The following is a 16,178-nucleotide window of genomic DNA, read 5'->3' as shown; positions in this document are numbered from 1 at the left end:
TTTGTGCGAGCAAAAGAAGCAAAACTTAGCGTTAGCGATCTCATGAGCACAATTAAAATAAACATAGCGAATAAATCGCCGGCTACGTCCTGCCCGGTGAATGGTTATGCTTTGGCAAGGCTTGAGTTGCTCCGGGCATTCCTGATGCCGGTAGAAAAGGTTATTTCCGGTTTGTGCTTTTGATTAACAATCAATTTGTCATTGCGAACAAGGTACGAGGTAAAACAATTAAGCCTGGGTTCTGCAATTAAGCGGAACACCAGGCTTCTTTTTTAATTAACCCCTTAACTAAAAAAAGCTCTTATTAAAACTCCCAGCGCACAAAGGCCTCAATGGCTTCGTACTCGGCGAGGCCAAGCTCATCATACGAACGGGCAGTTTCGGCAGTGCGCTGCTCGGCACGTACCCAAAACTCGCGTGCGTCATCCCCCGGGAATACCGGCAAATCCTTTTGCGACTGGTGTTTGTATATGGCCAAACGCTTACGCATCACCTCCTGCGGTGAAAGTGGAACGGCCATTTGTATTTCGTGTATCTCAAACTCGTGCCATGCGCCACGGTACAGCCATAGCCAGCAATCGTCAACCCATTCCTCGGTACCTTTAAGGCGCTGCAATGCGGCCAAAATCACATCAAAGCAAACTTTGTGTGTACCATGCGGATCGGCAAAATCACCGGCGGCGAATACCTGGTGCGGTTTTACTTTACGTAAAAGCTCAATGGTTTGTTGTATGTCATCTTCAAAACTTACATTGCTGTTAGTTTTTTGCCTGTCATAAAATGGCAGGTTCTGGAAGTGGATGTTCTCATCGGGTAAACCGGCAAACCTTGCTCCGGCTATGGCTTCTCCCTTACGTATCAATCCCTTAACATCACGTATAGCAATCTGGTCGGGCTGATTTGGGAGCTTTTTGCCTATAAACTCACGGCTCTCGCGGTAAGTATTTTCAAGCGTTGTGGTATCAATACCTTGAGCCTTGTTGAAATCGATGGCAAATTCCATAAAGCGCAGCACGTCATCATCCCAAACGGCTGTATTGCCTGATGTTTGGTAGGCTACGTGTACCTCATGCCCTTGGTCGGCCAGTCGAATGAATGTGCCACCCATCGAGATCACATCATCATCAGGATGCGGAGAAAAAATGATGGAGCGTTTTTTAGCCGGATCCTTACGTTCAGGGCGCTGGCTGTCGTCAGCATTAGGCTTACCACCCGGCCAGCCGGTAATGGTATGCTGTAACTTGTTAAATATATCAATGTTGATATTGTACACCGGCCCTTTTTCAGTTGCCAGTTGCGCCATGCCATTGTTGTTATAATCTTCCTCGGTAAGTTTAAGGATGGGCTTACCGGTGGTTTTTGAAAGCCAAACCACCGCTTTTTTTATCAGTTGAATATCCCAAACACAATCACGAACCAGCCAAGGTGTATCAAAACGGGTAAGCTCGGCAGCAGCATCCTGGTCAAGGATGAACTCCACCTTATCAGACAGTTGCAGGTAAGTAGCCGGTACTTCAGATGACACCGAACCTTCAACCGCTTTTTTAATGATACTGGCTTTTTTAAGGTTCCAGGCCATTAAAATAATCTCGCGGGCCTTGAATATGGTACCTACCCCCATGGTAATGGCTTTGGTAGGTACATTCTCCTTACCGCCAAAATCGCGCGAAGCATCGCGGCGGGTCAGGTCATCCAGCGTTACCAGGCGTGTACCGGAATTTGGCGCCGAGCCCGGCTCGTTAAAACCAATGTGACCGGTACGGCCTATACCCAATATCTGCAGGTCGAGCCCGCCGTATGAATTTATTTTTTGCTCGTAATTGATACAGAACTGCGCTACATCGGCTTCTGCCAGCGTACCATCAGGAATATGAATATTCGCAGGATCGATGTCGATATGATCGAACAGTTGTTGCTTCATAAAAGTAACATAGCTCTGCTCGGCATTAGGCTGCATCGGAAAGTACTCGTCGAGATTAAAAGTAACGACGTTCTTAAAGCTTAAGCCTTCCTCCTTATGTAAACGAATCAGCTCTTTATAAACCTTAACCGGGGTTGCGCCTGTAGCCAAACCTAAAACGGTAGTTTCTCCGCGGCTTTGTTTGTCGCGTATAAGTGCGGCTATGCGTGCAGCTACACTGTTTGAGGCAGCTATCGAATCAGGAAATACCGTAACCGGTAATTTTTCGTATCGGGTTTCTTCAAGCAGGTTGAGTCGTGACATATAGTGGATTGAGTTTGGTTACTCTGCAAATTGAACAAACTTACTTATATTTTTTAAATAATAAATAAAACTTATTAAATATTTTACAAAGTATAAAACGCGATTTGCTGGTTTATATACGGTATAAATACTATAATGTTTGTTATTTTTTTTGCAATCCGCCGTGCATCTTGTTAAAGCTTTCCATAACCAGGATGGCCGCGCCGATCAGTTCAGCATCAAAGCCTATTTCAGATATAAAAAGCTCGGTGCCTTGTGCCAGGCGTGGTATACAATACTTATTAAGCGCCTGTTGTATTGGCGCTAACAGAAGTTTTCCTACTTTAACTCCCCTGCCGCTGAGTACGATTGCCTTAGGGTTCAGGATGTGTATCAGAATAGATAGCGCGCGGCCGATTTTGTAAGCCGCGTCTGAAAGCAGTTCGATAGCATACTGATCGCCCTTATTGGCAGCGTCCATCAGCACATTACCGACTGCAAGGTTTGAATGATCATCTGTAATATAATGCTGCAGGCTCGATTTTTGGCCACTTTCAACCCCCTCAATAGCTTTTTGGGCTACGGCCATTAATGAGGCTTCGGCTTCCAGGCATCCCTGCTTACCGCAGGCACAAAGCGCACCTTCCTCTGCAATAGGTATGTGGCTAAACTCTCCCGCAAAGCCATTCTCACCGCGAAAAATCTGCCCGTTGATGATCATACCCAAACCTATACCCCAGCCGATGTTGATCACCATTACATCCTTTATTGATTTAGCGATGCCGAACTTTAATTCAGATAAAGCGATCAAACTCGAATCATTATCAATGTAAACCGGCAGCTCTACCGCGTCGGCCAAATACTGCGTAAGGCTTTTGTTGCCTGCGTCAAGGTAAGTATAGTTAATACCTTCGTTTACGTTAACAAAGCCGGGCATGCCAATGCCCACCCCTATTATCTTTTCCTTATCAACTTTTGATTGCTCAATGTGCGTGTTGATTATTGATACCAGTGAATTGAGCGCTTGCGGATTGTCCTGTAAGTTTAAGCTGATGATTTCTACCGGTGAAACAAAATTATTCAGAAGGTCAACAATACCGATACGTGTTGAAAGCTGATCCATCGCTACGGTAACAATATGTAACCTATCGTGCCGAACGGAATACATCAACGGCCTGCGGCCGCCGCTTGAAGGGGCATAACCTTGCTCAATAACAAAACCCGCCTCAATCAGATGGTTCACCGCCTTCGTAACCAGCGGTATGCTTTTATCAATGCGTGCGCTGAGCTCCGCGCTCGATAGTTGTTCGCCATAATACAAATGTTGTATTATTTCCGCATAAAGCTTAGCTGTTTTTTTGTTGGCGTTAAACATACAGGTTTATAATACTCAAATAGCAAAAATTTTTGTTGATGATCCGGTCTTTGACAAACACAACACTCAAATTTAAGTTCTGCAACGTATAGTTAAATGTAAGACGCTAATATACGCAGCAGCGTTACAATTTATCGAAATACTTAATCGAAATTTATAAAACACAAAAAATCTTTTTAAATATATTTTAAAGTTTATGCACCTTTTTATTAGTTTTGGTTTAACTGACTACTATAAACTTAGCTGTCCACATCTAAAAGTATCGTAGCAAAATTAACTGTCGGCCGGTGGTATTACCGGGAGGGCATATCACACTTTAAAAATATTATAATGAAACTTATTGCAGACAGCGGCTCTACTAAAACGGATTGGTGCCTGTTGGGCGACAACAACTCCATAACATATTTTGATACTGAAGGATTCAACCCATACTATGTTGATGCGGATTACATTTATTACGCCATAATAGACAGGCTGCCTGCTAACCTTGATGCAGAGAATGTTAAAGAAATATACTTTTATGGTGCCGGTTGCAGCGGTGATAAAAATCAAATAGTTGAAACGGCGCTGGCACGCGTTTTTAAACATGCGCATATTGAAGTTGAACACGATTTGCTGGCCGCGGCCCGCGCCGTTTTGGGCAACGATACCGGTTTTGTGGCTATTTTAGGTACCGGTGCAAACAGTTGCCTGTACGACGGTAAAGTAATAATACATCAAATTGATTCGCTGGGCTTTATGCTGGGCGATGAAGGCAGCGGCGCTTACATCGGCAAGCAGTTACTGGTAAGTTATGGCCGGGGCCAGTTGCCGGAGGATTTACGTGTTGAGTTTTGGAACGAATACGGCCTCACGCCTGATGATATTGTGGAGCACGCGCATTCTAAACCCTTACCTAACCGTTTTTGTGCCGGCTTTGTACGCTTTATTGCGCCACGCATGGAGCACCCTTACATTAATGGTATTATCCGCAAAGCTTTTACTGATTGCTTTGAGAACATGATCTCCCTTTACCCTGATTTTAAACTTTATTCGCTTAATTGCGTCGGATCAATAGGCTATATGTTTTCGGCAATACTTAGCGATGTTGCTAAAACCTATGGTATGCGTACCGGTAACATTATAAAAGCGCCAATTGAGGGGTTAATAAGTTATCACACAAATACTACTGTTCAGCCGGATGCCAATGAAGCATCACTATAAGCCGCTGAATAGCTTAAAATAATTATCGGCAGGTTTTTTGCAACTACGCAATATATTTACGTGTTAAACTAAGGGGCTCGCCTCAAATATATATTTATGAGAAAATCGGTTTTAATAATATTTTCTGTGATGATGAGTGCCTTGGCACTGGCACAAAGCAAAAATCCGTTTAATGCCGCTGATGTGAGGCTGAGCTGGCAGATTGTTGAAAACCCATACGCCAATACCACACAGGCGCGCGCGCTGATAACCTTAGTTAACAAAGGCAGTAAACCCATACCCGCAAAAGGGTGGAAAATATATTTTAATGCCACAACTACTCGCACCGGCCCGGATAAAATATTGTTGGTAGACCGTGTCAACGGCGACCTTTTCGCACTATATCCAGGTAGTGGCTTTAAAAGTGTAGCGCCCGGAGACTCTATATCATCAAGCGTATTGCAAGGGCATGTTAAGGATATTACCGACTTCCCGAAAGGATTTTATATCGTTTTTAATAACGAACCTGAAAAAGGCTATCCGCTGCTTATAGATATCTCAAACCAAGTAAATACTGACCAAAGCGAGAAAGCGCTTGCCGAAAAAGTATACCGCCAAAACCAGTTGATAACTGATGTGCCTGCGGCTAACTTATCGCCGGTATTGCCTACCCCGGTAAGCTACAAACGTACCGCCGGTACCTTTAAACTTAATCCGCAGGTTAAAATTATTAATGACCCGGCTTTTATTAAGGAGGCTACTTATTTTAAAGAGGAACTGGCCAAAGTTTTAGGCAGTAAACCACAAACCGGTTTTACCGAAAAATATAATGTTATTGTACTGCAAAAAGGTGGCAATAACGGCGCGGAAGGATACCAGCTACAAGTAACCCCAGGCCGTATAACCATCAGCGCTACTAACGGTGCCGGTATATTTTATGGCCTGCAATCGTTAAAAAACCTTTTGCCGGCAAGCGCATGGGCGGGTACGCAAAAAAACTTTGATATTCCTGCCGTTACCATTACAGACGCGCCACGTTTTGAGCACCGCGCGTTTATGATGGATGTTGCGCGAAATTTCCAGCCAAAATCGCAGGTAATTAAGGTGATCGACCTGTTATCCTTTTACAAATTCAATGTGCTGCACATGCACTTTGTTGATGATGAGGGCTGGCGCATAGAGATACCCGGCTTGCCTGAACTTACCCAAACCGGCTCAACACGGGGGCATAGCACCAATGAACTTAACGCCATCAACCCCGCTTACGGCTCAGGCCCTGATACCACCAACCAGGCGGGCAGCGGCTATTACAGCAAGCAGGAATTTGTAGAGATTTTGCGTTACGCCAACGAAAGACACATCAAAGTAATACCCGAAATAGAGACACCCGGACATGCGCGCGCTGCTATTAAAGCAATGAACGCACGTTACGAACGCCTGATGAAACTGGGCAAAAAGGCCGAGGCGGAACAATATTTGCTGCGCGATATCAATGATAAATCAAGCTACCGCTCGGTACAGGGTTTTAGCGATAACGTAATAAATGTGGGCTTACCGTCTGTTTACACTTTCCTGGAGAAGGTATCTGACGAGTTGATCGCGATGTACAAAGAGGCCGGCGCGCCTTTACAAACCATACATTTTGGCGGAGACGAAGTACCTGCCGGCGTATGGGAAAAATCGCCGGTTATCGCCGATCTGATGAGAAGAGACTCAAGCATTAAGAACACATCCGACCTATGGTTTTATTACTTCGGTAAGGTAAATAACATGCTCAAATCAAAAAGCCTGTACCTATCCGGCTGGGAAGAGATTGGTTTGACAAGCGGCATGGTTAACGGACGTAAACGCTTGGTTGTTGACCCGCGTTTCGCCAACGAAAACTTCCACACCGATGTTTGGAACAACCTGGCCGGAAATGAAGACCTGGCCTATAAGCTGGCCAATGCCGGTTATAAAGTAGTATTAACCAACGTTACTAACCTGTACCTTGACCTGGCTTATAACACCAGCTTTTACGAGCGCGGGCAATATTGGGGTGGTTATGTCGACCTGAATAAACCATTTTCGTTTATCCCCTACAACTACTATAAAAACCAAAAGGAGAATGAGCAGGGCCAGCCGCTTAAGGCAGGGTATTTTGATGGCAAAGAACAATTAACGGAAGCTGGCAAACGCAATATTGTAGGCATACAATCGCCGCTTTGGGCCGAGGTGATTACTTCGCCCGAAAAGCAGGAATACCTGTTGCTGCCCAAGTTGCTGGCAGTAGCCGAGCGCGCCTGGGCACCTGACCCACAATGGGCTACCGAGCCGGAGATAGCGAAAAGCGAAGCCATGTACAACCAGGCCTGGGGTGCATTCGCCAACAAAGTAGGCAAAAATGAATTGCCAAAGCTCGATCATTATGCAGGTGGTTTTCAGTACCGCATTCCTACACCGGGTATTGTAATTGAGAATGGCCTTGTGCGTGCCAACGTGCAATTACCGGGTTTCACCATCCGCTACACAACTGATGGCACCGAGCCTGATGCTAACAGTCGCCTGTTTACTGACAGCATCCCCTACTCGCCACAACTTAATTTACGGGTATTTAATAACGAAGGCCGCGGCGGCCGCACGGTGAAAGTAGTGCAGTAAGGCGGTGAGTGGTGAGTGGTGAGTGGTGAGTAACGCTCTATTAGAGTTTAGGATTTAGAAATTACACTTTATAACAAAACGGTGGCTGTTTAAATAAAACAGCCACCGTTTTGTTATTTAGCATTTATATCTGTTATGTACTGATCTTTGGTACCCCAGTTTTTGTCGGGTTTATCGCTTAAGGCAAGGTTTAGCGTTCCGCCTTTACGGAGTTCGGCATAGGTTAACCAGTTACGGTTAAGCAGCTTGCCATTTAACGTGGCCGAAGTGATGTAAATATTTTTCGCTGCGAAATTTGTGGTGGTGATGTTGAATTGCTTACCATCAGGAAAGTTGAACTTCACGCCCGAAAACAATGGTGCATTCAGGTAAAATGCCGGTTCGCCTACGCAGGCAGGCATAATACCGCAGGCCGTAAAAACGTACCAGCCCGACATGGCGCCGCCGTCATCGTCCATCGTACGCACGTAAGTATCAGGCTGATTACGGTATATCCGGTTTACAAATGGGTCAATACCCCTGCTATTGTCGTTAAAATAATATTGCACCACGGTATCAGCCGCATATTTGTGGGCCAGCGCCTGGGATTTCCATGGCTGCGAAGTCATGTTATACATGAAAGGGGCCTGGATATCCGGCTCGTTAGCATGATTGTACAGGTCATTAGCAAAAAAGTAATCCAACTGCTCTATATACTTCTGCTCTCCCCCAACCAGATTAATTAAACCCTTAACATCAAATGGAACAAACCATCGGTATTGCCATATCGTGCCCTGGTATAGCCCACGTGCCTGCATACGGTCAACATCACGTTTGGTAACGTCCTTAAAATCCTTTTCCCAGTAATCTTTATACTTTAAAGCGATTGCCCTGAACTTAGCGCTTTCTGCTTTTCGCCCTGCAATATCCATCAGGTGCGACAGTGCCCAGGCATCATAGCTTGACTCCAGCGCTTTATCGGGTTTGGCAAAATCGAGCCGGTTGCCTTCAGCAATCAGGGAATCGGCTATGCCCTTAATGTCAAACTTAAAACCTTTACGCCAGGCATCCAGCAAAACTACCATGGCATGTTCTGTACGCACCGTGTTGGAAGGCTCATGCTGCGTAGCGTAATCTTTTTTGCCATACTTATACATAGATGCTATGGATGTAACCATATCTGCATACCGGTCAGGATATAATAACGACATCAGCGGTAATTGGGTGCGGTAATTATCCCAGATAGACCAGCCGTTATACGCCGTTTTATTTGTTTTTTGCAACGATCCATCCGTACCGCGGTAAGTACCGTCAGCCTCCGAAATTAGGTACGGCGACTGCACCGTACGGTAGAGTAAAGAATAAAACAGCTTCTGTGTTTCTGCATCGCCGCTTACCTTAACGGCACCCAGGGTTTTGTTCCAATCGGTATGGCTGGCAGTCTGTAAGGCTTCTGTACCATTGTTTTTGGCCGATGCCTGCGCATGTGCCACATCAACAGATGAAATGCCTAAGCTTAGCGTTACATTATTATTTGTACCCTCAACCCTAAGCGTCAGTTTATGATCGGCGTCTGCCTCAAATTTAACCGGGGCACTAAAACCAATGTAATAATATGTACGGTAAACACCGGCACCGCAGGTTGTACGTGCGTCAACCCAACCCCTCAGGCTGTTAGCATTTGCGGTATGCTCCTCGGCTACAAAGCCGTTTGCCAGCGTATGGCTCAGGTTGATGTAAAAGCCATGCTTACTACCAGTTGGAAAAGAATATGCCTCAATACCTGAATTTTTATGAACGGCTATATTTGAGCTGATGCCGTTTTCAAAGCCAATGCGGTAAAAACCGGGGCCGGCAGCTTCGGTTGATTTAAGCAATTCCGTCTCATCCGGATCATCTCCCAAAAACGGTTTGATTAGTATATTACCGCCGCTGCCCATGCAGCCCACACCTTCAAAACGGTTATGCGTAAAGCCAAGTACTTTTTTTGCATTATGCTCATACCCGGCATGCAGGTTTGGATACGTTTGCGGCGCTATGCTCAGCATCCCGAACGGGTATGATGCCGCGGGCGATAGCTGCCCATGATCTCCGGAAGTACCGAGAAATACATTCACCGCGCTTGCCGGATCGGTTGCACTCACACCGGATTGTGCGGAGGCTACCTGAGGTTGCAGCAATGCAATGGCATAAGCAGCCATAGCAACAAAACCTGAGTATCTTTTTATCATCATTTGCTAAAACCTTTTAATCAATCAGCAATAATAGGCATGCCTTTTTTAGATACCAACAGCCCTGGCATTATTTAACCTAAAGATTTTGTTACACCACGAAGTTAGAATATGGCGCCAACAAAAATGCCCATGTTTTCGCAAAGGCATTCTGAAGAAAAATTAACAATCAGGTATGATCAGAACTTATAAAAGAAAATCTGGTGGTTACTTTATCGCCACCAATTGCCACAGCCGCCGCTCAGGTTTGTCAACCCTCGCCCGATTCACGATTAACGGGTTCATTGTGCAGGGCATCGTTTATTTTTACGTGTATGTCATGCACTATTTCATCCATCTCTCTTATGCTTGAGCCCAGCATAGGTAATATCTCGTTCTTATCCTCTTCCTTGTCAGCTATATCAATCAAATTCATTAGCCCCAACATGGTTGCTACGGGCCGCCGCATTTGATGTGAACTCATCCAGGCCAATTCGCGCAAAAAATCATTCTGGCGCTGAATTTCCATCTCTTTTTCTTTGCGATAGGTGATATTCTGATATACAGCGATGTAACCGTTGTACCTGTTATTGCCGTCGTTAAACGGCGTAAACTCGGCCGAAACCCATAATTCCTGATTTTCAGCTGTATATATAACCATATCAATATTAAATGGCTTGTGCTGATTTAACTTTTCGGCAAATTCTGCACCCATGGGCTCACCTGCATCTGGTCTGCCTAAAACCTGGTATGGCAACCGTCCTTTAATATCACTCAGGTTATAACCGGTAATGTGTTCAAAAGCATTGTTTACCCAGGTGATTTTTTCATCACGATCGGTTACAATAATCATGTTATTTACCCGCTTAATAATATCGGCCAGGCGCTTATTTTCCTGGATCGATCTTTTAAGTGCGTCGATATCCTTTATAGCGCCGATTAAGCGTACCGGCTCATGATTTTCATTAAACACGAAATAGCCCTGATCCATCACGTATTTATACTCACCGTTGCCGCAATAAATACGGTACTCACACTCCCAGTTGGTTTTGCGCAGGCGTTTAACACGCTCCTGGCTGGCTACTACCTCGGCAGCGTCAGCGGGATGTATCAGCGAGCGCCACCAGGCCAGGTTATACTGAACCTGATCAAAGGGTACATTAATAAGGTGTGTTAAGCTGGTGTTGTACATAATGCTGTCATTCACCATATCCATATCATAAATTACATCATGTGTTGCCTGTGCAACCAGTTCGTAACGTTCAACAGCTTGTTTAAGCTTGATATCTTTTAGCCTGTCTTCCGTTATATCCGAAAAATAAACCGAAACGCCGTCATTTGTGGGGAAGGCTGACATACGTATCCATTTGTCAAGCACTTCCGAGTAATCTTCGCGCTTGGTTATTACGCGCTCTTTTAAGGCTCTCTGATAATAAGGGTAAAAACGGTTACGCTCTTTCGGGAACACCTTAAATATGCTCTCTCCTAAAACCGCTGATGTTGGTTGTCCCGTCATTTGCCTGAAGGCTTCGTTTATGCGGATAATGCGCATATCATGATCGAGCGCGAAAAAAGCATCGGATATACTGTTAAGCGTATCCTCAAAGTTATACAGATACTTGTTCCGCTCAATCTCCAGCGTTTTCAGTTCGGTAATATCCTGCGCCGAACCGACTACCTTAACGTCGGGGGACGCGCTTTCGAGCCGCGCAAGCTGCCTTACATAACGAATGCTGCCATCAATAGCGGTGATGCGGTGGGTAACATCCATTTGCTTGCCTTCGGAAACCAGTTCATGCAAGCCTTTCAGCATCAGGTCTCGATCTTCCGGAAAGATGTGGCTAACGTATATCTCAAAAGCAGGTCGCTTGTCTTCCTTACTTACGCCAAATATCTCGTAAAACTCGTCAGACCAGATAAGGTTATTGGATGTCGGGTAAAACTCCCAACCGGCTACTTTTGATATCAGTTGGGTTTCACTGAGTTTTTTCTTTTCTGCCTGTAAATCCCGGTTAATCTTGTCTAACGATTGCTGGTATAAAACCTGCTCCGTCATATCGCGCACCATAGCCAAAACATGTGGTTTGCCGTTAAACTGAATATCGCGTAATGACAGATTAACGTAGAACGTAGAACCATCCGCCTTTATCTGGCATGAATTTTTGCCAGATTCACTCATCACATCGTCGCATGCTAATGCCATGCACACCTGTTGGGGTTTCGCGGTTATTTCGTCAACACTTTTTTTCAGGAATTCTTCGGCCGGATACCCATACAGGGCTACGGCGGCAGCGTTTACCGACACAATACGCCGTGTGCCTGCATCATATATATATTTCGGCGTATAATTGCCTTCATAAATCTCGCGGTACTGGCTTTCACTTTGTTTTAACTTCCGGTCGTCTGACCGGATTAGCAGATACAGAAACACGCCTGTACAAATAATAAAAAAACAGCCCTTAAAAGTGCCGAACGTTAGAATTAAATTCCTGTTGGTATCATTAAAAAGATATTTAAGCGCCTGATCACTAAACATGATCCAAACGAAACTCACAATCACATAAATAAGGGCTATGCGTAAAGCGCCATATCTCATAAAAACAATACTCCTAAAGTGGGTGTACGTATAAACTACAGGATGGTTACAACAACGAATAAATACTGAGCGGCGAGTTTATATTGGCTATGCCTAAGTTACAAAGTTGCCAGCAAAATACTTTTACCATGAAGTAAATAATTGTTAACTTTTGCCGACCATAAAATTAACCTGTTCTGTATATGAAAATCAGCTTTACTATTATTTCTTTATTTATCTGCTGTTCAACACTTTTTGCGCAGGAAAAACCTGCGCAGGAAGATTTCCGTGATGACTGGGCTGACCTGCGCCATTACGCTAAAGAGAATGAAAGTTTACCAGCAGCTAAACTCGGCGAAAAGCGGGTAGTTTTTTTAGGCAGCTCGATATTTGAATTCTGGAAAACCCGCATGCCCGAATATTTTGAAAACCATAAAAATTATATTGACCGCGGCATAAGCGGACAGCTGTCGCCGCAGCTGCTTATTCGTTTCAGGCAGGATGTGATCAACCTTAAACCCAAAGCCGTGATCATACTTGCCGGTAGTAATGACCTGGCAGGCTCAACCGGCCATGTAACCATTGAGAGCATCATGAACAACATCCGCTCGATGGTAGAATTGGCACAAAGCAATAATATAAAGCCTATTTTGTGCGCCTATCTGCCGGTTTATGAATACCCATGGCGTAAGGGCTACCCTGCCGCCGAAAACATCATGGCACTCAACAAGGTTATAAAGGCGTACGCCGCGAAAAAAAAACTGGTGCTACTTGATTATTTTACGCCGTTAAAAGATGAAAAGAACGGACAAAAGGCCGAGTTAACAACAGATGGCGTGCACCCTAACCGTAAAGGTTACGAAGTTATGGCAGGGGTTACTGATGAGGCAATAAAAACTGCGTTAAAGTAGATTTCGTAATTGACTGTTAGTAAGTTATATTCACTTTTTGTGGGATAAAATGTAAATTCACTTAACCTTCCGCATATATATGACGTTCAGGGAAATTGAAGTGGTTTTTGATGCTCAGCCTGTGCCTTGCCTGCTGCTGTCTGCACAGCATGAAGGGTCAATCGCCTTTGTTAACCGGGCCTTAGCTGATGCCCTGAATGCCGACCGGGATAGTTTTGTAAATTTAAACTATGACGATTTTCTGGAAAAGTATTTTAAGACGGAAACCCGGCATTTGCTCAAGCAATCCGTTGCAGATGTACAAAACAACAAGCTTGCTTATCCCGAAAAACTTTTCGCGATTATTAATGATACGATGTGGAGCATTGATACTTACCCCGTGCTGGATGGCGAAAATCAACTGATCTGCATCGTTCAGAATTTCAATAGCTCTGCTACCAGCGGCACAGAAGATTATCGCCATAAAAGTTTCGACCTTTTTAACTACAGCCCCGTACCTACCTGGGCGTATGACGCCATGACGCTGAAGTTTTTGGCTGCTAACCAGGCCGCCCAGCAGATTTATGGCTATACGCTCGAAGAGTACCTAAACATCACCGTGCAAGCGCTTTGGCACCCCGCCGATGCCCAGGCCCTAAAGCAGGCGGTGGATGAGAAAGTGAATAGAGGCCTGCCTAACGACCAACAGATACGCCTCGTCACTAAAAGCGGCGAGGTGATTGACACAATTGTTAATTCAAGGGTTTTGCCAACTTGGGGGCCGAACGTGCGGATTGTGATGGCGCATGACATTACCGTACAACTAAAATCCGCCAAAGACGCCGAACTCGCCAATAACCTGGAGCGGCTGGAAAAGCGCATTTTAGAACTTAACTCCCGCGCCGGAACTCCGCTTATAGATGTACTCAACAATTATATTGAAGGTATTGAATGGATATTTCCGGAGATGGTATGCTCAATAATGCGGGTAGAGAATAACCGGCTACATAACTGGGCATCATCATCCCTACCCAAAGCATATGCATCAACCATTGAGGGGGTAAAAATCGGACCTAAAGTTGGCTCATGCGGTACTTGCGCGTATTTAAAGAGACCTGTAATCAGCGCGGATATAACTACTGACGAACTCTGGGAAAATTATCGTGAGGCGGCCTTGAATAACGGCTTGCGGGCCTGCTGGTCGTACCCTATAATGAACAGCGTAAATGAGGTTGTTGCAACGTTTGGTTTATACTATAAACAAGTACGAGCGCCTGAGCAGCACGAAATAAAAATTATTGAGCGTGCCGCGGCGCTGCTAAAAGTTATTATTGAAAACAGGCAATATGCCGCCACTCTTGAAGAAACTATGCGACTGATGACGCAAGGCCAGGAGTTAGCACATTTTGGAAACTGGGCCTGGGATGTGGTTCATAATAAAGTAACCTGGTCAGACACGCTGTACAATATTTACGGCCTTAACAAAGGCGAATTTGAGGCAACTTTTGAAGGTTATCAGGAACTATTGCATAATGAAGACCGACAGCGGGTATATAATATTATATCTGGCGTTTTAGTAAACAAACAGGACGTTAGCTTTGAGGAGCGGATCATCAGGCCGAACGGCGAGGTACGTTACCTACGATCATGGGGAACGTTAAAAAGCGATAGCAATGGCATGCCCATAAAAATGGTTGGCGCCTGCCTTGATATAACCGAAAACAAGCTGATAGAACAAGACCTGGAAATGTTAAAAAATCGCTATAGCGATCTGTTTCAGCTTAGTCCGCACCCCATGTTTGTTTATGATGTTGATACCTTGGAATACCTCGATGTTAATGATGCCGCTATTGAAATTTACGGTTACAGCCGGGATGAGTTTAAAGCTATGAACCTGCTCAACATCAGGCCAGCTGAAGATATGCCTATGTTTAAGCAGATTATACTTAACGAGATCAGGCAAGGAGTTCAGCATACGGGGATTTCGAGACACATTAAACGGAACGGCGAAATAATAAGCGTACTCACACGCGGCAATGCCATCAACTATGACGGCCGTTCAGCACGTATTGTAATTGCTATTGATTACACCGATAAGCTGAAAGCTGAAGATGCTTTAAAAACAAGTGAGCGCCGCTTCAGGGCGTTAATACAGGAAGGCTCTGACCTGGTATGTATTATTGACAGCCAGGGCAATTACAAATACGTGAGCCCTAATGCAATTAATATTATTGGCATTACGGCCGAAGAACTCTTGTGCAGCAATATCAGCCAATACCTTACCGCCGCCGATGCCGGAATGATGGGTAACGTGTTAGCTAACATCAGCGAACATCAGCGTTTTGAATTGCAACCGTTACTTTTTACGGGTAGTAAAGATAACGGCCGATGGCTGCAAACCGTTATTACCGATTTGCGCGACGACCCCGCGGTTGAAGGTATTGTACTTAACTCGCGAGATGTTACCCAGCGTGTGCAGCAGGATAATGTAATTAAAGAGCATCTTGAAAGGTATAATATTGTATCAAAAGCAACCAGTGATGCCATCTGGGATTTAAATATCATTACCGGCCAAATAAAATGGAACCATGGCATTGCAGGTATATTCGGGCACAAAGACCTGCATAATACCTATCAATGGTGGTACGGGCATGTTCATCCTGATGATATAGAAGAGGTAATTGCCACGGCCGAGTATGCCATGTCGAGCAGATTATCAAGATTTACAAATGAGTACAGGTTCAGGTGTGCCGATGGCAGTTATAAAACAGTTTTGGACCGCTGCTTTTTAATATTTGATGATGAAGGCCGGGCTCAGCGCATCATAGGCGCCATGCAGGACATTACCGAACGCATGAACTATATACACGCTATTGAAAACAGAAATGCCAAATTGCAGGAGATCGCCTGGACACAATCGCACATCGTACGCGCGCCGCTGGCCCGTATATTGGGCTTGCTTGATCTGTTAAATAATTCCCCATGCGATCATGATAGTAAACTGATGCTTGAATATTTGAATATTTCGGCTAAAGAACTGGATGAAATTATACACAACATCATTAATAAAAGCCAACCGGTAGATATGAAAGCCAAAATAGGTTAAAACAAAAACGCAGCTTTC

Annotated in this window: 9 protein-coding genes; 5 read left to right on the top strand and 4 right to left on the bottom strand. The window is 44.8% G+C overall.

The window, feature by feature from the left end; all coding sequences use genetic code 11:
• Positions 1-42 precede the first annotated feature (42 nt).
• Positions 43-183, top strand: coding sequence for a hypothetical protein (locus tag ABD960_RS04980; protein WP_345329813.1), 141 nt, complete (start codon positions 43-45; stop codon positions 181-183).
• A gap of 121 nt (positions 184-304) precedes the next feature.
• Here the strand turns inward: ABD960_RS04980 and nagB are convergent, their stop codons facing one another.
• Both nagB and ABD960_RS04970 read right to left on the bottom strand, forming a co-directional pair.
• A complete protein-coding gene (nagB, locus tag ABD960_RS04975; protein ID WP_345329812.1) occupies positions 305-2,224 on the bottom strand; it encodes a glucosamine-6-phosphate deaminase in 1,920 nt (639 codons plus the stop codon).
• 142 nt (positions 2,225-2,366) lie between these two features.
• A complete protein-coding gene (locus ABD960_RS04970; protein WP_345329811.1) occupies positions 2,367-3,578 on the bottom strand; it encodes an ROK family transcriptional regulator in 1,212 nt (403 codons plus the stop codon).
• 330 nt (positions 3,579-3,908) lie between these two features.
• Between ABD960_RS04970 and ABD960_RS04965 the strand changes: the two genes are divergently transcribed.
• Together ABD960_RS04965 and ABD960_RS04960 are read left to right on the top strand one after the other, a co-directional pair.
• Positions 3,909-4,781 (top strand): N-acetylglucosamine kinase, encoded by an 873-nt coding sequence (locus ABD960_RS04965; protein ID WP_345329810.1) that lies wholly within the window; start codon positions 3,909-3,911, stop codon positions 4,779-4,781.
• Positions 4,782-4,877: 96 nt separating this feature from the next.
• Positions 4,878-7,400 (top strand): family 20 glycosylhydrolase, encoded by a 2,523-nt coding sequence (locus ABD960_RS04960; RefSeq protein ID WP_345329808.1) that lies wholly within the window; start codon positions 4,878-4,880, stop codon positions 7,398-7,400.
• Between the two features lie 113 nt (positions 7,401-7,513).
• Here ABD960_RS04960 and ABD960_RS04955 read toward each other — a convergent pair whose 3' ends face one another.
• Entirely contained in the window at positions 7,514-9,613 is a 2,100-nt protein-coding gene (locus ABD960_RS04955; RefSeq protein WP_345329806.1) for a glycoside hydrolase domain-containing protein, read from the bottom strand.
• 247 nt (positions 9,614-9,860) lie between these two features.
• Entirely contained in the window at positions 9,861-12,185 is a 2,325-nt protein-coding gene (locus ABD960_RS04950; protein WP_345329804.1) for a PAS domain S-box protein, read from the bottom strand.
• Between the two features lie 182 nt (positions 12,186-12,367).
• On the opposite strand from ABD960_RS04950, the gene ABD960_RS04945 reads away from it, so the two are divergent.
• Complete coding sequence (locus ABD960_RS04945) at positions 12,368-13,075, top strand: SGNH/GDSL hydrolase family protein (RefSeq protein WP_345329803.1); 708 nt, start codon at positions 12,368-12,370, stop codon at positions 13,073-13,075.
• Positions 13,076-13,154: 79 nt separating this feature from the next.
• Positions 13,155-16,160: a PAS domain-containing protein gene (locus ABD960_RS04940; protein WP_345329802.1), complete on the top strand. Its 3,006-nt coding sequence runs from the start codon at positions 13,155-13,157 to the stop codon at positions 16,158-16,160.
• The last annotated feature ends 18 nt before the right edge of the window (positions 16,161-16,178 follow it).

The organism is Mucilaginibacter defluvii, assembly GCF_039543225.1.
Lineage (GTDB): Bacteria > Bacteroidota > Bacteroidia > Sphingobacteriales > Sphingobacteriaceae > Mucilaginibacter > Mucilaginibacter defluvii.
This window is presented reverse-complemented; position numbering and strand designations above follow the sequence as displayed.